At 65.3% G+C, this 21,585-nt stretch carries 21 protein-coding genes; 9 read left to right on the top strand and 12 right to left on the bottom strand.

Going from position 1 to position 21,585, the window contains the following annotated elements; translation table 11 throughout:
* Positions 1-187: 187 nt before the first annotated feature.
* Positions 188-1,087, bottom strand: a complete 900-nt coding sequence (locus tag AC1RMG_RS10370) for a LysR family transcriptional regulator (protein ID WP_011059718.1) — start codon at positions 1,085-1,087, stop codon at positions 188-190.
* 106 nt (positions 1,088-1,193) lie between these two features.
* On the opposite strand from AC1RMG_RS10370, the gene AC1RMG_RS10365 reads away from it, so the two are divergent.
* From AC1RMG_RS10365 to AC1RMG_RS10335, 7 genes are all read left to right on the top strand, one after another.
* Entirely contained in the window at positions 1,194-1,823 is a 630-nt protein-coding gene (locus AC1RMG_RS10365; RefSeq protein WP_011059717.1) for a cysteine dioxygenase family protein, read from the top strand.
* Positions 1,820-3,403 (top strand): rhodanese-related sulfurtransferase, encoded by a 1,584-nt coding sequence (locus AC1RMG_RS10360; protein WP_493169153.1) that lies wholly within the window; start codon positions 1,820-1,822, stop codon positions 3,401-3,403. Before AC1RMG_RS10365 ends, AC1RMG_RS10360 begins: the two co-directional genes overlap by 4 nt.
* Positions 3,404-3,655: 252 nt before the next feature.
* Positions 3,656-4,204 carry an RNA polymerase sigma factor gene (locus AC1RMG_RS10355; protein WP_262214229.1) on the top strand — a complete coding sequence of 183 codons (549 nt, stop codon included), beginning with the start codon at positions 3,656-3,658 and terminating at the stop codon, positions 4,202-4,204.
* Positions 4,201-5,163 (top strand): FecR family protein, encoded by a 963-nt coding sequence (locus tag AC1RMG_RS10350; protein ID WP_011059714.1) that lies wholly within the window; start codon positions 4,201-4,203, stop codon positions 5,161-5,163. The genes AC1RMG_RS10355 and AC1RMG_RS10350 overlap by 4 nt, the downstream gene beginning before the upstream one ends.
* 122 nt (positions 5,164-5,285) lie before the next feature.
* Positions 5,286-7,847, top strand: a complete 2,562-nt coding sequence (locus AC1RMG_RS10345) for a TonB-dependent receptor (protein ID WP_123473832.1) — start codon at positions 5,286-5,288, stop codon at positions 7,845-7,847.
* 210 nt (positions 7,848-8,057) lie between these two features.
* Positions 8,058-8,348 carry a hypothetical protein gene (locus AC1RMG_RS10340; RefSeq protein WP_493169150.1) on the top strand — a complete coding sequence of 97 codons (291 nt, stop codon included), beginning with the start codon at positions 8,058-8,060 and terminating at the stop codon, positions 8,346-8,348.
* Positions 8,349-8,357: 9 nt separating this feature from the next.
* Positions 8,358-8,978: a hypothetical protein gene (locus AC1RMG_RS10335; RefSeq protein WP_161466770.1), complete on the top strand. Its 621-nt coding sequence runs from the start codon at positions 8,358-8,360 to the stop codon at positions 8,976-8,978.
* Positions 8,979-8,981: 3 nt separating this feature from the next.
* On the opposite strand, the gene AC1RMG_RS10330 is transcribed toward AC1RMG_RS10335, so the two are convergent.
* The 8 genes from AC1RMG_RS10330 to AC1RMG_RS10295 all read right to left on the bottom strand — a co-directional run bounded on the left by AC1RMG_RS10330 (position 8,982) and on the right by AC1RMG_RS10295 (position 16,781).
* Positions 8,982-10,190, bottom strand: a complete 1,209-nt coding sequence (locus AC1RMG_RS10330; protein ID WP_011059710.1) for an ABC transporter substrate-binding protein — start codon at positions 10,188-10,190, stop codon at positions 8,982-8,984.
* The gene (locus AC1RMG_RS10325; RefSeq protein WP_065364433.1) at positions 10,190-11,197 is read right to left on the bottom strand and encodes a CobW family GTP-binding protein; all 1,008 of its coding nucleotides are present in this window, start codon (positions 11,195-11,197) and stop codon (positions 10,190-10,192) included. The genes AC1RMG_RS10330 and AC1RMG_RS10325 overlap by 1 nt, the downstream gene beginning before the upstream one ends.
* Positions 11,194-11,493: a hypothetical protein gene (locus AC1RMG_RS10320; protein WP_011059708.1), complete on the bottom strand. Its 300-nt coding sequence runs from the start codon at positions 11,491-11,493 to the stop codon at positions 11,194-11,196. The genes AC1RMG_RS10325 and AC1RMG_RS10320 overlap by 4 nt, the downstream gene beginning before the upstream one ends.
* 13 nt (positions 11,494-11,506) lie before the next feature.
* On the bottom strand, positions 11,507-12,256 hold the full coding sequence (locus AC1RMG_RS10315) for an SDR family NAD(P)-dependent oxidoreductase (RefSeq protein ID WP_077933469.1): 750 nt from the start codon (positions 12,254-12,256) through the stop codon (positions 11,507-11,509).
* A 96-nt stretch (positions 12,257-12,352) separates the two neighbouring features.
* Positions 12,353-13,114, bottom strand: coding sequence for an SDR family NAD(P)-dependent oxidoreductase (locus AC1RMG_RS10310; RefSeq protein WP_019094798.1), 762 nt, complete (start codon positions 13,112-13,114; stop codon positions 12,353-12,355).
* Positions 13,115-13,126: 12 nt separating this feature from the next.
* Positions 13,127-14,467 (bottom strand): MFS transporter, encoded by a 1,341-nt coding sequence (locus tag AC1RMG_RS10305; RefSeq protein ID WP_011059705.1) that lies wholly within the window; start codon positions 14,465-14,467, stop codon positions 13,127-13,129.
* Positions 14,468-14,495: 28 nt separating this feature from the next.
* Entirely contained in the window at positions 14,496-15,377 is an 882-nt protein-coding gene (locus AC1RMG_RS10300; RefSeq protein WP_011059704.1) for a polysaccharide deacetylase family protein, read from the bottom strand.
* A 45-nt stretch (positions 15,378-15,422) separates the two neighbouring features.
* Positions 15,423-16,781: an amidase gene (locus AC1RMG_RS10295; protein ID WP_262214237.1), complete on the bottom strand. Its 1,359-nt coding sequence runs from the start codon at positions 16,779-16,781 to the stop codon at positions 15,423-15,425.
* Between the two features lie 395 nt (positions 16,782-17,176).
* Here AC1RMG_RS10295 and AC1RMG_RS10290 point away from each other — a divergent pair, with 395 nt between their 5' ends.
* Complete coding sequence (locus AC1RMG_RS10290; RefSeq protein WP_011059702.1) at positions 17,177-18,178, top strand: GntR family transcriptional regulator; 1,002 nt, start codon at positions 17,177-17,179, stop codon at positions 18,176-18,178.
* Positions 18,179-18,311: 133 nt separating this feature from the next.
* On the opposite strand, the gene AC1RMG_RS10285 is transcribed toward AC1RMG_RS10290, so the two are convergent.
* Positions 18,312-18,617 carry a ribbon-helix-helix domain-containing protein gene (locus AC1RMG_RS10285; protein WP_011059701.1) on the bottom strand — a complete coding sequence of 102 codons (306 nt, stop codon included), beginning with the start codon at positions 18,615-18,617 and terminating at the stop codon, positions 18,312-18,314.
* 14 nt (positions 18,618-18,631) lie between these two features.
* Positions 18,632-19,213: a DJ-1/PfpI family protein gene (locus tag AC1RMG_RS10280; RefSeq protein ID WP_011059700.1), complete on the bottom strand. Its 582-nt coding sequence runs from the start codon at positions 19,211-19,213 to the stop codon at positions 18,632-18,634.
* Positions 19,214-19,409: 196 nt separating this feature from the next.
* Between AC1RMG_RS10280 and AC1RMG_RS10275 the strand changes: the two genes are divergently transcribed.
* The gene (locus tag AC1RMG_RS10275) at positions 19,410-20,324 is read left to right on the top strand and encodes a DMT family transporter (protein WP_493169146.1); all 915 of its coding nucleotides are present in this window, start codon (positions 19,410-19,412) and stop codon (positions 20,322-20,324) included.
* On the opposite strand, the gene AC1RMG_RS10270 is transcribed toward AC1RMG_RS10275, so the two are convergent.
* Positions 20,312-21,529 (bottom strand): class I SAM-dependent methyltransferase, encoded by a 1,218-nt coding sequence (locus AC1RMG_RS10270; RefSeq protein ID WP_210457477.1) that lies wholly within the window; start codon positions 21,527-21,529, stop codon positions 20,312-20,314. The two genes, AC1RMG_RS10275 and AC1RMG_RS10270, sit on opposite strands and share 13 nt — an antisense overlap.
* Between the last annotated feature and the right edge of the window lie 56 nt (positions 21,530-21,585).

The following is a 21,585-nucleotide window of genomic DNA, read 5'->3' as shown; positions in this document are numbered from 1 at the left end:
TGCTAACTACATAAAAAACGTCCGTGAAATTCGTTTTGGTTCTAACTTAATATACAAAAATTGCATTCAATGATTGCCAAGACATGCAAATCAATAATCAAAACAATCCGAAGGAGCCGGCTTTCCGGCGAACAGCCCCCTGAGGTTTGCGCCGGCCTAGAGGGCGCCTTCGCTGGCAAGCCAGCTCCTACGGCGCAGCCTTGCCGACGCGGGCGGCGACCATCTCGCCGAACATGCTCACCGGCTCTTGCAGGTTGCCGAGGAACCGCGGGTGGACCAGCCACAGGTCGATCACCGGCTTGAAGTCGCTGACCGGGACGATCTCCAGCTTGTCCCGATGGCTGCTGTTTTCCAGCAGCGGCAGCGGCACCAGGCCATAGCCCAGGCCATTGGCGATCAACCCCAGTTGCAGCTCGGTGCCGAAGGTTTCCAGGTTGATCTGCAACGACAGCCCCTGTGCGCTCAGCGCCCGTTGCAGGCCGGCACGAAAGCCGCAGCCGTCCGGGTTCAGCACCCAGCCGCGCTGGTAACAGTCGGCCAGTTTGCACGAGCGCTTGCGCACCTCGCCCTTGGCCGCCACCACCACCAGGTTCATGCTGCCCAGGGAACGGCCCACCACCCCTTCGGGGAAGACCTTGCCAGCGGGAAACAGCGCCGCCACCACATCCAGCTCACCGTTCTCGACCTTGCTCAACAGGTGGCTGCCCCAGCCCGTGGCCACCGAGGTCTGCAACTGCGGATACAGCGCCTTCAACTGGCTCAGGGCATCGAGCAGCACCACATCGCCTATGGTCTGCGGCACGCCGATGCGCAGGGCACCACTGGGGGCGCCGTCATTGGCCACCAGTTCATTCAGCGCGTCGATGCTGCGCAGCACTTCCAGGCACTGGCCATAGACCCGCAAGCCCATGCTGGTGGGCTTGAGCGGCTTGGTGTTGCGGTCCAGCAATTCCACCCCCAGGGCTTCCTCGAAATTCTGCACCCGGCGGGTAATGGCTGGCTGGGTCAACTGCAGGGCATCGGCCGCCTGGCTGATGGTCTGGCAGCGGATTACCGCCACGAACGCATTCAGATCATCTATCTTCATTCTTTTTTCGCATAATAAATGACTGGAAAAATGTTCGATAAGAATAATACCTTTTAGCTCGCCCGTGTAGTTCGCGTCATTTGCCTTGTGTCCACGGAGGGAGCCCATGCCCCACAACGCCACGACAGTCGCCATCGAATCAGCCAACTTCGCCCGCCTGCGGGACTTTATCGCCGCTCTGGCCGAGCTGCTGGACAGCCATCCCGATGAAGCCCGGGTGCTGGACCAGGGCGCCGCGCTGCTGCACCAGCTGGTGAGCCAGGACGACTGGCTGCCCGCGGCCTTCGCCCAGCCGGATCCGCAGCGCTACCAGCAGTTCCTGCTGCATGCCGACTCGCGCCAGCGCTTCTCCATCGTCAGCTTCGTCTGGGGCCCTGGGCAGCGCACACCGATCCACGACCACCGGGTCTGGGGCCTGATCGGCATGCTGCGCGGCGCCGAGGACAGCCAGGGGTTCGAACGCCTGGCCGACGGCCGCCTGCAGCCTGCCGGCGCGCCGCTGCGCCTGGTGCCGGGCCAGGTGGAAGCGGTGTCGCCACGCATTGGCGACATCCATCAGGTGAGCAATGCCCATGCCGATCGGGTATCCGTCAGCATCCATGTGTATGGCGCCAATATCGGTGCCGTGCAGCGCGCCGTGTACGACCTGGACGGCCAGGAAAAACCCTTTGTCTCCGGCTACTCCAACCATTTGCTGCCTAACCTCTGGGACTTGTCGAAGGAGCCCCTGCAATGACCGATTTCCCGACCCGCAGCCCGGCACAGATCCGCCAGGCCCTGCTCGACCGCCAGGAGCTGGCACTGATCGATGTGCGTGAAGAAGCACCCTTCGCCGAGGCCCACCCGCTGTTCGCGGCCAACATTGCGCTGTCGAAACTGGAGCTGGAGGTGTATGCGCGCATCCCCCGCCGCGACACCTCGATCACCCTCTACGACCAGGGCGAAGGGCTGGCCCAGCGCGCCGCCACGCGCCTGCGGCAACTGGGCTACAGCGATGTCGCCCTGCTGGCAGGCGGCCTGGAGGGTTGGCGCAGCGCGGGCGGCGAGCTGTTCAAGGACGTCAACGTGCCGAGCAAGGCCTTTGGCGAACTGGTGGAAGCCGAGCGCCACACTCCGTCCCTGGCCGCCGAGGAGCTCCAGGCACTGCTCGACCAGCAGGCCGACCTGGTGGTGCTCGATGCCCGGCGCTTCGACGAATACCAGACCATGAGCATCCCCGGCAGCACCAGCGTGCCCGGGGCCGAACTGGTGCTGCGGGTGCGCGATCTGGCCCCCGATCCCCGCACCCGGGTGGTGGTCAATTGCGCCGGGCGCACCCGCAGCATCATCGGCACCCAGTCCCTGGTGAATGCCGGCATCCCCAACCCGGTGGCGGCACTGCGCAATGGCACCATCGGCTGGACCCTGGCCGGGCAGAAGCTCGAACACGGTCAGAGCCGGCGCTTCAAGGCCATCAACGAGGCCCAGCGGGCCCCAGCCCAGGACGCCGCTCGGGCCGTGGCCGACCGCGCCGACGTGGCACGCATCGACCTGGCCCAGTGGCGGCGCTGGCAGGCCGACCCCAAGCGCACCAGCTACCTGTTCGATGTGCGCACCCCGGAGGAATTCGCCGCCGGCCACCTGCCCGGCGCCCGCTCCACCCCCGGTGGGCAACTGGTGCAGGAAACCGACCACTTCGCCAGCGTGCGCGGTGCGCGCCTGGTCCTGGTGGACGACGACGGCGTGCGCGCCAACATGAGCGCTTCCTGGCTGGCCCAGATGGGCTGGCAGGTGGCGGTGCTGGACGGCCTGCGCGACAGCGACTTCAGCGTGCGCGGCCCCTGGCAGGCGCCACTACCGGACACCTCGCCGGCCGAAGAAATCAGCCCACGCACCCTCGCCACCTGGCTCCAGGAGCCCGGCACCCTGGTACTGGACTTCACCGCCAGCGCCAACTACGTGCAGCGCCACATCCCCGGCGCCTGGTGGGCATTGCCCAGCCAGTTGCAGGAAGCCCTGGCCCAGTTGCCACAGGCGGAGCGCTATGTCCTGACCTGCGGCAGCAGCCTGCTGGCGCGCTTCGTGGTGCCGCAGCTGCAGGCCCTGACCCAGCGTCCGGTGTTCCTCCTCAGCGGTGGCACCGCGGCCTGGATCGAAGCCGGCCTGCCCGTGGAAGAAAGCCGCCAGCAACTGGCTTCACCCCGGATCGACCGCTACCGGCGCCCCTATGAAGGCACCGACAACCCGAAAGAAGCCATGCAGGGCTACCTGGACTGGGAATTCGGCCTGGTGGCGCAGTTGGGCCGGGATGGCACCCACGGCTTCTTCGTCATCTGAACCGCTTCGCTGGCAAGCCAGCTCCTACAGACCCCGCCTCTGCACTGTAGGAGCCGGCTTGCCGGCGAAGAGGCCGCAGGCCGGGCATCGCTCGCAAGGGCACCCTCGCGGGCAAGCCCGCTCCTGCGAGGAGGGGTATTTCGGGCGCGTAGGCGGTGCTGGTCGATCATCAATCTGCCCGGATGGCAAATAGCAATAATTCTCGATATCATTCGCGACCTTGTGCTCACCGCGTCGTCAAGAAGGATATCCATGTCTCGCTCCAAGCCCGACTCTGCGTCGGCGGACTCTGTTCGCGGGTTCTATGCGGACATCCTGCATTTCCTGCGTAAACGCACGGACAACGCCAGCGACGCGGCGGACATGACCCAGGACGTGTTCACCCAATGGCTCGACTACCGTGACCGGGCCCAGGTCGAACAGCCCCGGGCCTTCCTGTTCCAGATGGCACGCAACCTGCTGCGTGATCATTGGCGGCGCCAGCAGGTACGCTACCGTGCTCATCAGGACGGGCACCACGAGCAAAGCCTGGACAACGAGCCCCTGGCCGACGAGCAGCACGAGCCCCTGCCCGCGGCCCAGCGCCTGCAACGCCTGGAACAGTTGAAAGAAGTCCTCGCCCAACTCTCGCCGCGCCGCCGCGAAGCCCTTATGCTGCACCGCTTCGAAGGGCTGAGCCAGACGCAGATCGCCGAGCGCATGGGCATTTCCGTGAGCATGGTGGAAAAACACATCGCCTTTGCCCTGCTGCACTGCAAGCAGCACCTACAACGAGAAAACGGCAAGGAGCAGCCTGAATGACCCGCTTTTCCGGCACCCACAACGACCTCGACAGCGAGCAGATCGACGCCGAGGCCGCCAGCTGGTTCGCCCGCAACCGCAACGACCCGGACCGCGCCACGCGCAAGGCCTTCGATGCCTGGGTCAGCGAGCCGGCCCACGCCCGGGCCTATGCCGAGTTCGAAGAACTGTGGGTCGATCTTGCGCAATTGCAGCAACTGAGCCGGCCCATTCCCCTGCCCCGGCGCAAGCCCGCCCCCTGGCGCCCGGCCCTGGCGGCGGCCGCGGCGGTGCTCTGTGCGGTGCTGGCAGTCAACCTGGGCACGCCCCAGGGGCCCTACATCCAGCAGGTGGCGGCCCAGGAAAAGGGCGCCCGCGCCTTCAAGCTGCCCGATGGCAGCACCCTGTACGTCAACGCCAACACCCAGGTGAAAGTGGATTTCAGCGCCCAGCAGCGTGATATCTACCTGCAACAGGGCCAGTTGTACCTGGAAGTGGCCGCCGACAAGGAGCGCCCGCTGTGGGTGCACAGCGGCGCGGCCAAAGTGCGGGTGGTGGGCACCGCCTTCGACGTGCGTCGTGGCCAGCGCCAACTGGTGGTCAGCGTCGCCCACGGCCAGGTGGCCTTCAGCCCGGATGGCAAGCCCGGGGAGTTGACCCTGCTCGGCGCCCGCCAGCAAGCCACCTATGACCTGCACAAAGGCACCCTGCGCCAGCAGACCCTGGACAGCGATGAGGTCGCGGACTGGCGCAGCGGGCACCTGGCCTTTCGCAACCGCGACCTGGCCAGCCTGGTGGATGAGTTGAACCTGTATCGGCGCCAGCCGGTGCAACTGGCCGAGGGTTCTCTGGGGGCCTACAAGGTCTCGGGCAACCTCGATGTCAACGACCCCGACGCCCTGATCAAGGCACTGCCCGTGCTGATTCCGGTAAAAGCCGTACCCCTGGCCGACGGCCAGCTGAGGCTCGAGGCTCGTTGATCCAACTCATATGAGAATATTTTGCATTCGCATATGAGGTTTTTTTTCACTGCCGCGTCTTCCTCCCGTCTGCGATCTGTACGCAGCGCTTTTTTGGCCTTTAAGCCGCTCTGGGGGAAGTCATGTTTCGCGCGCTCTTGCCTGTTCCGTTAGTCCGTACCCGCCCTACCCTGCTCGCCGCCTGCCTGGCATTCAGCCTGCAGGCCTACGCCGGGCCGCTGCATTTCCAGTTGCCGGCGCAGCCTCTGGCCGCGTCCCTGAGCCAGATCGCCCAGCAGGCGAAGATCCAGCTGCTGTTCGATGAGCAACTGCTGCGCAACGCCAAGGCGCCGGCCCTGCAGGGTGACTACAGCCCGGAAGAGGCGATTCGCACCTTGCTGCAGGACGGTCGGTTCAACCTGGTGAAGGTCGACAACACCTACATCGTGCGCCCCGCCGACACCAACCTGAGCAGTGGTTCGGCCCTGCAACTGGGGGCCATGAGCGTGATCGGCAACGGCACCGAAGTGGACTCCTCGAGTGTCGGCCGCTCGACCCTGAACCAGGCGGAAATCGATCGCCACCAGGCCACCAACGTGGTCAGCCTGATCGACACCCTGCCCGGCGTGAGCCTGGGCGGCTCGCTCAAACCCGGCGGCCAGACCATCAACATCTGGGGCCTGGGGGATGCCGAAGACGTGCCGATGAGCGTTGATGGCGCCACCAAGAGCGGCTTCGAACGCTACCAGCAGGGTTCGGTGTTCATCGAGCCGGAGCTGATCAAGCGCATCGAAGTGGAAAAAGGCCCGCACTCCCCCGAGACCGGCAACGGTGGTTTCGGCGGCACCGTGCACATGGAGACCAAGGACGCCCCGGACCTGCTGCAGGAAGGTCGCAACGCCGGCGCCATGGTCAAGTACGGCTACAGCAGCAACAGCCATGAACAGGCCTATACCGGCGCGGTGTACGGCCGTACCGATGATCACCGCTTCGATGCCCTGGCCTACTGGACCAAGCGCGACGGCGACGACATGAAGATCGCCAGCGCCCAGCCCGACCCGCGCAACGCCTACCCGATCAACCCCAAGCGCCTGCCCAATACCGCCCAGGACATGGAAGGCGAGCTGTTCAAGCTGAACATGCAACTGACCGACGAACATCGCCTGGGCTTCAGCTACATGCGCTCCAACAGCGACATCTGGGCGCCCTTCTCGGCCAAGAGCTACCCGACGCCACCGAGCCAGAGCGACATCAACAAGTACGGTTATGACGGCGCCACCCGCCGCTTCCTGGCCCAGCGCAATACCATCGACACCACCTGGATCGCCAAGTACCAGTACACCCCCGTGGACAATCCATGGATCGACTTCGAGGCCAAGTACTCCGATTCCACCACCGACCAGACCGACGAACGCGGGCCGAACGCCTTCTTCCAGCCTACATCCGGTGGCCGCAAGATCACCGTGGGCTATGACGACAAGATCCTGGCCCTGAAAAACACCAGCCGCTTCAGCACCGGCCCGCTGGAACACGCGCTGACCAATGGCATCCAGATCCGCAAGCACACTCGCGAAGTGGACATGTGGATGCCGGGCAAGACCTATGAAGTACCCAAGTACAACTATGGCTACTACCAGCCTGGCTTCATGCCCCACGGCAAGGTCGACAACAATGCCTTCTACATCCAGGACGCCATCACCCTGGGGGACTTCACCCTGACCCCGTCCCTGCGCTACGACCATGTGCGCAACCGCGGCGAGAAGAACGACGCACCGTTCTACAACAGCCCCGACCCGGTGGCGGGCCACGATTACGGCGACAAGACCTACACCGGCTGGTCGCCTCGGCTGTCGGCGTTCTGGACAGTGACCCCGCAATTCGCCCTGTTCGCCGACTACAGCAAGACTTGGCGCGCACCGGTGATCGACGAGCAGTACGAGGTCCAGTCGGCCGCCTCCACCCGTTCCGCCACCAGCCGTGACCTCGACCCGGAACGCATCACCGCGTTGCGCGCCGGTAACATCACCAGTTTCTCCGACGTGTTCACCCAGGCCGACCGCGTACAGGTGCGTACCACGCTGTTCCACAACACCATCAAAGACGAAATCATGAAGAACCTCGGGATCGGCTGCCCCGAGCAACTCACCAGCGGCAAGAGCATCAGCCAGGTGTGCAACCAGCCGACCATCGGCGTCTATCGCAACATCGGCGACCTGACCATCAAGGGCTTCGAGGTGGAAAGCTTCTACGACTCGACCTACCTGTTCGGCTCCCTGTCCTACTCGTGGATCACCGGCAAGCATGAAGGTGCCTACACCAACCCTTGGGGGCCGAACGTCTGGGCCCGGGACATCCCGCCACGCAAGTGGGTGGCCAGCCTGGGGGTGAAGATTCCTCAGTGGGATGCGCAAGTAGGCTGGCAGGGCCAGTGGGTACGCCAGACCGACCGGGTGCCCAGCGACATCTATGCCGGCGGCCCGGCCAGCGTCCTGGGCGACTCCGCCTGGGACCAGTACAAGAACGACCGCTACAACGTGCACGGCCTGTTCGCCAACTGGAAACCCCAGCAGCCTTACCTCAAGGGCACCGAAGTCAACTTCACCCTGGACAACATGTTCAACCGTGACTATCGCCCACCACTGAGCGGCGATAACGCATCCAGCCTGGGGCGCAACGCCAAGATCAGCGTGACCCGCTTCTTCTGACGGCAACTGGCTGCGGTGCATCGGACGCACCGCAACAGGCCAGCCGTTGGCCATCACGGATGTATTGCAAACCGTTAGCCAAGCCCTGCCGCCCGCACCTGCCGGGCTAAGATCGCCTCCCCTCTGAAAACCGCTGAAATGCCTTTGGGCGCTTTCAGTCAACTTCCCATTGATTCCGTACGACACTTGTCGTACAAACGAGAAGACGTCATGGACAGAGGCTTCAGGAAGGTCAGGCGGGACCTGATCAATGCCTTACAAAGCGGCCACTATCTGCATGCCGCGCGCGGCTCGATCGAGGTCAAGAACCTGCTGGCCACCGGCGAGATCTCGACCAGTCAACTGATCGAGGTCATCAATGCCTGCAAGGGCCAGGACCACAGTTGCAGCGCACATCACAGCGTCCCGGGCATCGCGGTCCACCTGCTGAAAAAGGCCGGCTGGTACATCAAGTTCTACTTTATCGAGCCAGAAGCGTGGTTCATCAGCGTTCACCGATGAGGGCATCCCATGAAACTCTTTCTGCAAGGCGACCGGGGCAAGGCGCTCTGCGAGCATTGCCAACAGGTCGTCGGCATCACCTACCTGCGGCGCGACGTCCCTTTCAGCGACGGCCATGGCCTGGCCCGGGACATCCTGGTGGGGGTTTGCGACCTCTGCGCCACGGTGGTGGCCATCCCGCCCCAGTCCACACCGGCGATCAAGGACGCGCGCAAGCAATCATTGACCTCCATCGAGGCGCGGCTGCCGGCGGTCTACCTCGATGTACTGGATGCGGCGATGCACTGCGTGGCCCCGGATGCCGGAGTGCAGATGCGCAAACTGTTCCTCGGCTACTACTTCAGCGCCCCCGCAGCGTCTTCCCTGGAGCAAGTGCACAGCGGCTTCGTCGCGTACCTGGCCGAGCAGGCCGAGGCCCGCCAGTTGCCTGCCGTGCATGTCATGAAACGCCTGTCGCTGAAGGTCAACCACTATGTGGCCGAGGATCTTGCGCGCCTGCTGCAAGCCACCCGGATGACCCAGACCGAGCTGCTGAAATCGCTGATCGCGCAGATGCGCCTGGATGTGCTCGAAGGCGGCAACCCCGCGGTGATCGCCGACCTGCGCCAGCTGGCGCGCCTGGGGCTTTGACCTTCAGCCTTTGCCCCGGCCCGCGACCCGCCCCGCTCGCAGGAAATCCCCCCAGCGCCGCACCAGGTAGTTGTGCTCGTCCATCACCGAGTTCCACACGGCGATATGCCCCATGCGCTGCTGGTAGGAACCGCCATCGCGGGTCTCGCCGATATCGATCAGCGGTTCGCCGTCGCTGCCCGGCAACTCTTCCCGGGCCGGTTTGCCGGCGTACCAGTAATCCCACTCGGCGCTGCTCAGGTGATCGCGGGTACGCGCCGGGTTGCCGATGTAGTAGCCCTGGCGTGCCATCACCGCACCGGGCCAGCCCGACAGCCACCAGTTGAGGTAGGCATAGGCTGCATCCAGCACCGCGCCCTTGGCGTGGCGCGACAACGACAGCCCGCCGAACCAGGCGCGGTAGCCTTCCTTCGGCACTGCCAGGCGGTATTTGACCCCCGCCCGGTGCAGGCGCATCAGCGTCGGCGACCACAGGCTCTGGATATCGATGCGCGGGCTGAGCATCAATTGCGCGGCCTCTTCATCGTCCGACCAGAACGCCGCGAAATGCCCTTCACGCTGCTTGCGCACCAGGATCCCTGCCAGCCGGTCGATCTCTTCGATGCTCAGGTTGCCGATGTCCTTGAAGGATTCCAGGCCACAGCCCTGCACCGCCAGGGCGGCGTCCAGGGCACCGATCGCCGCATCGCTCTGCAAGGCAATGCGCCCGCTCCAGGCCGGCTCCAGCAGCCAGCCCCAGCTTTCGTTGGCGCTGGAAAAACCCGCCGGCAGGCGCTCCGGGCGGTAGGCGAAACTGTCGGCGTTGTGGGTCAGCGGCAGCATGCTGATGCGCTCGCTGGCCGTGCTGCCCAGGCTACCGTCGTGCTGCACATAGAGCCGTTCGCTGGGCACGCTGCCACTGCCCAGGCGATCGTCCGGCGACAGGCGCCCGCGCTTGGGCAGGTCGTTGATCTCGTGCCACAGGGCAATGCGCCGGGTATCGATGGGCTGGATCGCCTGGGCCGGCCAGACAAAATCGACGTTGTGAAACCACTGGTCATAGAGGTCGTAGCTGTCCGGCTGCATCACCGCGATGCGCTGGGCCTGCTCCACATCGTGTACCTGATACACCAGGCGGATGCCCAGGTCCTGCTCGGCGCGCACCCGCAGGGATTCGAGCAGGGTCACCGAGGTGCCCAGCACCCGCAGGGTGACCGGTTGCGTCGCCGCCATCAGGCACCCTCCCCGGCGGCCGGGGCGAAACTGCGGGCGAACACTTCGAAGGAGCGGCGCAGTTGTTCGGGCTCCAGCCCGCGCAGGATAAACACCAGCCGCGAGCGATGGTCGGCACTGGGCCAACGGGGCAGATGCACGGGGGCGTGCAGGCAATGCTGCACGCCATGGATGACGATGGGGGCCTGGTTGGCGTTGATGTTGAGCAATCCTTTCACCCGCAGAATTCGTTCGCCGTGGCATCTTAGCAGCATCGACAACCAGACCCCGAAGCCCACCCAATCCAGGGCTTGCTCGAACTCCAGGCTGCACACTTGCGCCGCGCCATGCTGTGGCGCAGCCGCTTTGAGTGGCCCCTGCAACTGCCAGCGCGCCACTTCCCGCTCTGCCGTCGCACCACGCAGCCCCTCCCCCAGCAACAGCTGATCGCCACTCTGGATCGCCTGGGTCAGCAACAGGGGCGCCCCGGGATTGAGCTGCTGCAAATGCTCGCGCAACGCTGCCTGGGTTGCTTCGTCGACACAATCGGTCTTGCTCAGCAGCAAGCGATCCGCGGCCGCCACCTGGGCCAGCCACTCCGGGTGCAGGCGCTCCTGCAACGCCGCGTGGCTGGCGTCCACCAGGGTCACCAGCAGGCCGATGTGCACCCGCCCGCGCAATTGCGGATCGTTGTTCACCGTGGCCAGGATCGGCGCCGGGTCGGCCAGCCCGGTGGTTTCCAGCAGCACCCGGCGAAAGGCCGGAACCTCGCCCCGGCTACGCCGCGCCAGGAGCGCCAGCAGCGCCTCTTTCAGTTCGCCGCGAACCGAACAGCAGACACAGCCGCTGGGCAGCAGCACCGTGTCCGGCGCCACCTCCTGCACCAGCAAATGATCGATGCCGATATCGCCGAACTCGTTGATCAGCAGCGCCGTGTCCCCCAGGCTCTGGTCCTGCAACAGGCGGTTGAGCAAGGTGGTCTTGCCACTGCCGAGAAACCCGGTGATGACGTTCAGGGGCAGGCTCATGGCTGTTGCTCCAGGTGCTTGAGGATCACAGGGTCGAGAGGATCGAGGGGCCGACCGAGCATGGATTCGGCCAGGCTCCACAACTGCTCCAGGCCGCTGGCCAGTTCCTGGCGGCCGGTAGCCCCCAGCAGCAGATAGGCCGAGCCCTGGAAGTCTTCGACCTTGAGCCGCAACGGCACCAGTACCCGGTTGATCGCGGCGATTCTGCGCAAGCGTTCGCGACGCCGGGGCAGTTCATCCCCCAGCGGGTCGCTCCAGTGCACGTCTTCGCCCAGCAGCCCGCATAACCCGCACATGTTCAGCCCTCCTTCATGGCATCACGTCCCCGGAGTTCGGGCCCAGGGTCTGGCCGACGAACAGGTTGCCCCCCGGCTCGCTGGCCAGCAGCACCGCGGTGGGCGCCACTTCATCGGCCAGGCCGAAGCGCCCCAGGGGCAGCTCGGCGGCCTTGGCGGTTTTCCAGGCGCTGCTGATGCCAGACACCAGCGGCGTCTCGATCGGCCCCGGGGCGATGGCGTTGACCAGCACATTGTCCATGGCCACTTCCAGGGCCAGGGACTTGGTGAAGCCGATGACCCCGGCCTTGGCCGCGGCGTAGTGGGTCAGCTCGGCGCCGCCCTTGATTCCCAGCTGCGAGGCGACGTTGATGATCCGCCCCCAACGCTGCGCCAGCATATGGGGCAAGGCCCGCTGGCTGGCGACGAAGACGCTGGTGAGATCGACCCGCAGCATGTCGTTCCACATCTCGATGGACAGATCGACGCAGCGCGCCTGGGTCAGCATGCCGGCGTTGTTCACCAGGATATCGATACCGCCGAAATGCTCGACACAGGCATCGACTCCGGCCTGGGCCCCTTCGACGCTGCCGACATCGGCCACGCATTCGACGACTACAGCGCCCAGCTCGCGGCAGGCTTGGGCGCTCTCGGCCAGGCGCGCGGGGTCGCGGTCAGCCAGCAGCAGGCGTGCTCCCGCCACCGCGTAGGCCCGGGCGATAGCGGCGCCGATACCGCTGCCGGCGCCGGTGATCACGGCGCGGCGGTTGTGCAGGTGTTGCATGGGACTTTCTCCTTCAAGGGTGTGCGGTTCGCTGGCCAGCCAGCTCCTACGGAGGCGGTGAGCCGCCTGCACGAGCCGGCTGGCTGGCGAAGGGGTTCAATCCGGCCAGCGCACCGTCAGGCCGCCATCGATGACGATGCTCTGCCCGGTGAGGTAGCTGGACTCCTCGCTGGTGAGAAAGCGCACCAGGGACGCCACTTCATCGGCCCGCCCGACCCGGCCCAGGGGGATGGCCCGGGCCGCCTTGGCCAGGCCTTCCGGGCCCAGGGAGTTCTGGCTGTCCAGCGACTGCGGGGTCTCGATCAACCCCGGGATCACCGCGTTGCAGCGAATGCCCCTGGCCGCCAGTTCCACCGCCAGCGAGCGGCACAACCCCGGCACCCCGGCCTTGGCCGCTGCATAGTGAGCGTGCTCCTGCCAGCCGTAGACGCCACCGGCAATCGACGAAATCGCCACCAGGGCACCGCCCTCACCCATGTGTTTGACCGCCGCGCGGAAGGTGCGCATGACCCCGGTCAGGTCCACATCGAGCATGGCGTTCCAGGCCGCGTCGGTCATGTCCAGCAAGGGTGCGCGGCGCAGCAGGCCGGCATTGGCCACGGCGTAATCGAGGCGGCCAAAGTGCGCCACGGCCTGCTCGGCCAGGGCGTCCACCGAGGCGCTGTCGGTCACGTCCAGGGGCAGCATCAGGCAGTGCCCGCCCGCCTCGGCCACGAGGTCGCGGGTGGCTTGCGGGTCATGGGGGTCGGCAGGGAAATACCCGCCCACCACCGCCACACCGGCCCGTGCATAGGCCACGGCCAGGGCCTGGCCGATGCCGCTGGCGGCACCGGTGATCACGGCGACTTTTTGAGTCATGGATAACTTTCCTTATTGAACGGATTCAGGACGCACATGGCGCGCGGCGAACATCAGCGCACCGGAGAGGAAACAAGGCAGCGCGCCGAAATACAGCGCCGAGGTCTGCCAGTCGCCACCGGCGGACAGCACCTGGGTGGCGCCGAAACCCGCCACCACCGCGCCGATCGGCCCCATGGCGTGGATGATCGCGCCGCCGGTGGCGCGGATGCTGGTAGGGAAGCTTTCGCTGATGAAGAACAGCGCCGCCGAGTACGGGCCGATCAGGAAGAACAGGCCCAGGCTGTAGAGACCCACCACCATCGGCATGTTGCTCGGGCCGTAGAGCATGCCGGCGAACGACAGGCCGCCGAGCATCCAGCCCAGGCCGATGACATTGCGCCGGCCGATCTTGTCGCCCATCCAGCCGTGGCTCAGGTAGCCGCAGTAGCCCACCAGGTTGGAGAGCACCAGGATGATCAGCGAGTTCTCGAAGGAGATGTGGTGCACGCTGACGATCACCGACGTGCCGAGCACGCTGAACACCTGGATCGCCGCCCAGTTGAGCAGGATCGCCGCGCCGATCACCAGGGTCGCGCGCCGCGCCGGGCCACGAAAGGCCGCAGCCAGGCCGGCCTTGCTGTGCTCGTCATAGTCCACGCCATAGGTCAGCGCCACCGCCTGGGCCTCGCTCACCGAACCACTTTTGCGCAGCTGGCTGATGCGCTGGTGGATCTGGAACTGCGGGCTCTCCTTGAGCTTGCGCGCCATCACCGCAATGACGATGGCCGGGATCGCGGCGAAGATGAAGCAGCCTTGCCAGCCGATGATCGGCAGCAGCACCGCGGTCAACCCGGCGGCGATCAGCGCCCCCACCGGCCAGCCACCCTGCACCAGGCTGTAGATGAAGCCCCGGCGCTTGGCCAGTTGCGGGTCGTCGGATGCCGCGTACAACTCGCTGAGGTAGGTGGCGTTCACCGTTTCCTCGGCATAGCCCAGGCCGCCCAGGGAGCGGATCAGGATCAGCGGCGACTTGCCCCAGGCGCCGCCGATGGCGGTCAGCGCCGAGCAGATGGCCGAGCCGCTGACGGTGAAAATGATGCCCATGCGCCGGCCCAGCTTGTCCACCAGCGGCCCGATGGCCAGGGCCACCACCGCGGTGCCCACCGCCACCCAGGTGGCGATCTCGGCCTGCTCGACCTCGCCCCAGCCGAAGTGCCGGCCGATCTCCGGCAGCAGGGTGCCAAACAGAATGAAGTCGTACACCGCAAACACCCAGGCGAAGAAGGCGATCCAGGTGGCGAAGCGCACTTGGGCCGGGGTCAACTGCTGGGGTTTCCAGCCAGTCAGGTCGAGCTTGTTATAGATAGACATCAGTCACGCCTCGATGAAGTGGCCGGGGTCAGCGGTTGCGCGGGTGGCGGCGGATAAAGTCGTCGGCGATCTCGTCGAAGGTGACGAAGCGCACGCCGGCATGGCTCTGGATGTGTTCGATCAGGCGTTCGAGCATCAACAGCACTTGCGGGCGGCCGGAGACGTCGGGGTGGATGGTCATGGTGAACACCGCGTGCTCATGCTCGCGGTAGACCCAGTCGAACTGGTCGCGCCACATTTCCTCCAGGTGCCGCGGGTTGACGAAACCGTGGCTGTTGGGCGCCTTCTTGATGAACATCATCGGCGGCAGGTCGTCCAGGTACCAGTTGGCCGGGATCTCCACCAGGTCGGTTTCCTGGCCCCGCACCAAAGGTTTCATCCAGGTGTCGGGGTGCTGGCTGTAGTCGATCTTGGTCCAGCTGTCGCCGACCCGCACGTAGTAGGGATGGAAGTCGTTGTGCATCAGGCTGTGGTCGTACTTGATGCCCTTTTTCAGCAGCAGCTCATTGGTCACCTTGCTGAATTCCCACCAGGGCGCAACGTAGCCGGTGGGGCGCTTGCCGGTGACCCGGGTGATCAGCTCGATGGATTTGTCGAGGACGATCTCTTCCTGTTCCGGGGTCATGGCGATGGGGTTTTCGTGGCTGTAGCCGTGCACGCCGATCTCGTGGCCGGCCTCGGCAACCGCCTTCATCTGCTCGGGAAAGGTCTCCATGGAGTGGCCGGGAATGAACCAGGTGGTGCGCAGGCCATAACGCTCGAACAGCTTGAGCAGGCGCGGCGCGCCGACCTCGCCGGCGAACAGGCCGCGGGAGATGTCGTCCGGCGAATCCTCGCCGCCGTAGGAACCGAGCCAGCCGGCCACCGCGTCCACATCGACACCAAATGCACAGAGAATTTCTTTAGCCATGAGCGGCCTCCAGTGATTGCTTGTGGTTGAAAAAAATCGTCGGAGCTAGCGCGGCAACGCCGCCTCCAGCGCCAGGGCCGCATCCAGCAGTTGCCGGTCATGGCCCTGGGGCAGGCTCAGCAACAGCCCGGTGGGCAAGCCCTGGGCATCGCGGCCGCTAGGCAGGGCCACGCCGGGCATGTCGAGGAAACTGCCGGGCATGGTCAGGCGCAGGGTCGCCAGGTTGGTCCGGGCAAAGAGCTCGTCGTCCTGCTCCAGGGGCGCCAGGGGCGGCGCCACATGGGCCACGGTGGGGGTGATCAGCACCGCGCCGTCCAGTTCGTCCTGCACCTGTTGCTGCAACTGGCGCCGCGCCTGGTACAGCCGCAGCAACTGGCTGGCGGGCATCTGCCGGGCGCTTTCCAGGCGCCGTCGCACCCGCGGATCGAGCTGTTCGGCGTACTCGCTGTCGAGCAACGGCTGGTGCAGGGCGAAGGCTTCGGCGGCGCCGAGCCAGCCTTGTTCCTGGATCAGTTGCAGGGTGGCTTGCAGGCTGTGCAGCGGCCGTTGCTCCACCAGCGCCCCGGCCTGTTGCAGGCTTTCGATGACCACCAGCAGATTGGCCCGCACGGCGGCCTGGGTACGGCTGTCGTCAAGCACTTGCGAATCGACCCAGAAGCGTTGCCCGGCCAGGCTGCGGGGCGGCGGCAATTGCCGGGGGTCGCCACCGCGCAACAGCTCGTCGATCAGCCAGGCATCGCGCACGCTGCGGGTCAGCGGCCCGAGGCTGTCGAGGCTTTCGGCCAGGGGAAACACCCCCTCGCGGTCATAGCGCAGGGAGGTGGCGCGGTAACCCACCAGGCCATTGAAGGCTGCGGGAATGCGGATCGAACCGGCAGTGTCGGTGCCCATGGCGATCGGCACGATACCGGCCGCCACCGCCACCGCGGAACCTGCCGAGGAACCACCGGGAATCCGTGGCTGGGCATCACTGTGGGGGTTGATCGGAGTGCCGAAGTGCGGGTTCAGGCCGAGCCCGGAATAGGCGAACTCACTGAGGTTGGTCTTGCCCAGGCTGACCAGCCCGGCCCGGCACAGCTGCCGTACGCTGGGCGCATCCACCTTGGCCAACGGCGCCTCGCGACGCACCTGGGCGGCGGCGGTGGTGATACTGCCGGCCAGGTCGAACAGGTCCTTCCAGGCCAGGGGCACGCCATCCAGCAGGCTCAGCGGCTGGCCGGCCCGCCAGCGGGCAGCCGCCGCCTCAGCCTCGCGCCGGGCCCGGGCCGGGCACAGGGAAATGAACACATGGGGCGTTGCCTCGGCCAACGCCAGGGCCTGCTCCAGAACCTGGACCGGATCGGTGCGGCCCGAGGCAAAGGCTTGCGCCATGGCCGTGGCGTCGTTCAGCGAATCAGGGGGCATGGCTCACTCCGCAAAAATCTAAAAATGTACTAAATATTAAAATGTACATTTTATACAGAGCAGATTCCGTGCCAGCTCAAAACGCAGGGAGCACCGCGTGCTTTCGGAAAATCCCCCAGATTCGCCTGTAATAGCGAGCCAGAGTGGGTTACTGGCAGAGATCGCTCGACGACCGACGGAGAAAATCCTCGCCCAGAGGTCCGCCATTGAAATAATGTATCTTTTATTAAAAAGTACATTTTGGTGCAGAAAGGTAACAACCCACCCAGGGCGGCCCCAGGACGGGGCAACCAAACGTGGCACTCAGTGACACTTGGCAACTGTGAGAGAATCCCCGGCCACCGCGGCCCGGCAACGGGCTCGTCACCCACCGGCAACAGCCCCTAGAGGAACCGATGAAAGCAGTGTCAGCAGAGGACCCGCGCACCGCATCGCGCTACGCCATGATCCGTCAGGTCTTGCGCGACGCCATCCTCCAGGGCACCGCCCTGCAGGGCCTGGTGCTGCTGGAAGCGCCCCTGGCGGAACTGTTCGGCACCAGCCGAGTGCCGGTGCGCAAGGCCCTCGATCTGTTGCACGGCGAAGGGCTGATCAGCCGTTTTGACGGCCGCGGCTACCTGATCAACCCCCAGGGCCTGGAGATCGAACCGCTGCGCCTGCCCCTGAGCCATGCCCACCTGGGGCTGGCCAGCGACGAAGAACTGGTGGACACCCGGCCCCTGGGGGAACGGATCTACGAAGAACTGGGCAGTGCCCTCTCCACCTGCATCGCCTTCGGTCATTTTCGCCTCGACGAACAGGCCGCCGCCGAGCACTACGGCGTCAGCCGCGCGGTGGTCCGCGAAGCACTGATGCGCCTGCGCGATCGCGGCCTGGTGGAAAAGGAACCCTACTCCCAATGGCTGGCCGGGCCGCTGACCGCCCGGGAAGTCACCGAAGACTACGAACTGCGCGCCTGCCTGGAACCCGAAGCCCTGCGCCAGAGCGCGCCGGGCCTGGGCCGCGAACGCCTGGAACAGATGCTGGAACGGGTGACCCAGGCGCAACAGGCCGAGCACTGTGGGCTGGAGGCCCTGGAACGCCTGGAAGAAGACCTGCACCAGCAATGCCTGGGCGGCTTGCAGAACCGCAAGATGGCGGCGCTGATCCGTCAGGCCCAGAGCCCGATGATCATCAACCGGATCTTCTACCGCCTGCTGGGCATCGGCGCCGACCCGGCGATGCTCGCCGAGCACCGACTGATCCTCGAACTGCTGCTGCACGGTGCCTACGACGCTGCGGCCCTGAACCTCAGAGAACACCTGCAACGCGCCCGCCAGCGCATGTTGCAACGCCTCAAAGTGCTGTCGGTGCTCCCGGAACCGGAACTACCCGGCTTCCTCAGCAAAATCAGCTGAGCCCTGTAGCCGCTGCCGAGCCCGCGAGGCTGCGCAAAGGTCCGCAGGACCTTGCCTGGCGATCGCCTGCCAAACCTCCAGCGGCCCTCAGAACCCCGCGTCCCTGCGGGCCGTTCGCAGCCTGCGGCAGCGCCTACAGTGCGTTGCGCTTTACCAGGCTGAGGTCGGGGACGGTGCTGCGGCGCTGGCTCAGGTAGCGGGTGCAACTGACCCGCAGGAAGGAGGCGAAATTCACCACTTCGCCGCGGTAGTCCATGACCTCCTCATACAGCTTGGCAATCAGTTGGTTGGTGGTCATGCCATCCACTTCGGCGATCTCGCTGAGGATGTCCCAGAACTGGTTTTCCAGGCGCAAGGTCGTGACCACGCCACAGATGCGCAACGAGCGGGAACGGGATTCGTAGAGAATCGGGTCGGCCTTGACGTACAGCTCGCACATGGCGTGGCCCTCGCTTACAGGGTGATTTTGGTGCCCAGCAGGCCCAGGAAACCGGCCAGCCAACTGGGATGCGCCGGCCAGGCCGGGGCGGTGGCCAGATTGCCTTGAACATGGCCTTGGGTCACGGGGATATCGATATAGGTGCCCCCCGCCAGCCGAACTTCCGGGGCGCAGGCCGGATAGGCGCTGCATTCGCGGCCTTCGAGGATGCCGGCCGCCGCCAGCAGTTGCGCGCCGTGGCACACCGCGGCAATCGGCTTGCCGGCCTGGTCGAATTCCCTGACCAGTTGCAGGACCTTTTCGTTCAGGCGCAGGTATTCCGGGGCACGGCCACCGGGGATCAGCAGAGCGTCGTAATCGCTGGACTTCACTTGGGCGAAATCGAAGTTCAGGGCAAACAGATGGCCCGGCTTTTCGCTGTAGGTCTGGTCGCCCTCGAAGTCGTGGATCGCCGTGCGCACGGTCTGCCCGGCGCTCTTGTCGGGACACACCGCATGCACGTTGTGACCGACCATCAGCAGGGCCTGGAACGGCACCATCACTTCGTAGTCTTCGACGTAATCGCCAACCAGCATGAGAATCTTTTTCGCGGCCATGGAGTGGACTCCTTTCAGTGAAAGACGGGGGCGCAAGGAGTATTCAAGGTAGCCCCAATCCACCGGCCCGGGTAATAACCCGGTACTACAGCGACAACTGTACGGACAACTCTGCACCCAGCTGTAGCACCAGGATCGCGCGGCTTTATGGCTAGATGCAGGCACCTGTGTCCCTGTACGAATTCTGGTAGCCATCATGTCCTCGCGCGAAAACACCGGCATGGCCCTCGGCCTGCTGGGTGTCATCATTTTCAGCCTGACCCTGCCCTTCACCCGGATAGTGGTGGAGCAGATGCACCCCTTGCTCAACGGCCTGGGCCGCGCGCTGTTCGCGGCGATCCCGGCGGCCTTGCTGCTGCTCTGGCGCCGGGAAAGATGGCCGACCTGGAAACAGGTCAAGGGCCTGAGCGTGGTGATTCTCGGGGTGATCCTCGGCTTTCCAGTGCTTTCGGCCTGGGCCATGCAGACCCTGCCCGCGTCCCACGGCGCGCTGGTCAATGGCCTGCAACCGTTGTGCGTAGCGCTGTATGCGGCGTGGCTGTCCCACGAGCGGCCGTCGAAGGCCTTCTGGGCTTGCGCCGCCCTGGGCAGTGCGCTGGTGCTGGGTTATGCGCTGCTCAGTGGCGCGGGCAGCATCCAGGCCGGTGATGTGCTGATGCTCGGGGCGATTGCCGTGGGCGGCCTGGGTTATGCCGAAGGGGGCCGGCTGGCGCGGGAGATGGGTGGCTGGCAGGTGATCTGCTGGGCTCTGGTGCTGTCCATGCCGCTGCTGATCGGACCGGTGTGGTACCTGGCGGCGCAGCACCAGGGGGCGATTTCCATGAGGACCTGGTGGGCCTTCGGCTACGTTGCGCTGTTCTCGCAGTTCCTGGGTTTTTTCGCCTGGTATGCCGGGCTGGCCATGGGCGGAATTGCTCGGGTGAGCCAGATCCAGCTACTGCAGATCTTCTTCACCATCGCCTTTTCCGCCCTGTTCTTCGGTGAGCAGGTGCAGCCCATTACCTGGGTGTTCGCGGTGGGCGTGATCCTTACCGTGGTCCTGGGGCGCAAGACCGCGGTGCGCCCGGCCACACCGCTGCCCACGCCGCCGGCCAGCCCTCAGCCGAGGTAACCGTCGGCCTTGAGCAGGGTTTCCAGGCAGTGTTCGCTGATCTGGTAGAAGGCCTTGAGCTCTTCGATCCTGGCCAGCAGCTGGCTGGGATCCTGCGGTTCGGCACGCTTGACCGCCAGAATCATCTTGTTCTTGTTGGTGTGCTCCAGGGAGATGAATTCAAAGACCTTGGTTTCATAACCGCAGGCTTCGAGGAACAGCGCCCGCAGGCTGTCGGTGACCATTTCCGCTTGCTGCCCCAGGTGCAGGCCGTATTGCAGCATCGGCTTGAGCAGCAGCGGGCTCTGGATCTGCTGGCGGATCTGCTTGTGGCAGCACGGCGAGCACATGATGATCGCCGCGCCGGAGCGGATACCGGTGTGGATCGCGTAGTCGGTGGCGATGTCGCAGGCGTGCAGGGCGATCATCACTTCCAGCTGGCTGGGGGCCACGCTGCGCACGTCACCGCACTTGAACACCAGGCCCGGGTGCTCCAGGCGCTGCGCGGCGGCGTTGCACAGGGTCACCATGTCTTCACGCAACTCGACGCCGGTGACTTCGCCCTCGGCCTTGAGGGTATTGCGCAGGTAGTCGTGGATGGCGAAGGTCAGGTAGCCCTTGCCGGAGCCGAAGTCCGCCACCCGCACCGGCTGGTCGAGCTTGATCGGCGAGCTGCCCAGGGCGTGGCTGAAGACCTCGATGAACTTGTTGATCTGCTTCCACTTGCGTGACATCGCCGGAATCAGCTCATGCTGCTTGTTGGTCACCCCCAGGTCGGCGAGAAACGGCCGGCTGAGGTCGAGGAAGCGGTTCTTCTCCCGGTTGTGCTCGGCGGACGGCGCATCGCGCTGGGTTTGCGGCTTGCCCTTGAACAGCGAACTCTTGCCCTTCTTGCTGTATTCGAGCTGTACCTCGTCGGTGAGGGTCAGCAGGTGGGCGTTCTTGAACGCAGCCGGCAGTAGCTCGGCGATGGCGGCGATGCCTTCGTCCAGGGAGAAGTTCTTGGTGATGTCCCGGGTCTTGTAGCGATAGACGAAGGACAGGCACGGCTGCTCCTTGACCGTCAGTTGCTTGATGATCAGGCGTTGCAGGTCCGCCTCCGGGCCCACGTGCTTGGCCAGTACCAGCTTGATAAAGGCGTTCTGCGTGAGGCTGGTGTCGAGCAGTTGCAGGAACTGGGCGTGATGATCCGGCACAGGGCGGGCGGAAGGTGCGGTAACAGACATGGGGGCAGGAGCCTCGGGCGATGCGCGGTGTCGATCAGGGAATGGCGGGTATTTTA

This window comes from Pseudomonas sp. GW822-FHT04H02, assembly GCF_058800645.1.
Note: the sequence above shows the minus strand (reverse complement) of the source record. Positions and strands in the feature narration are given on the sequence as shown.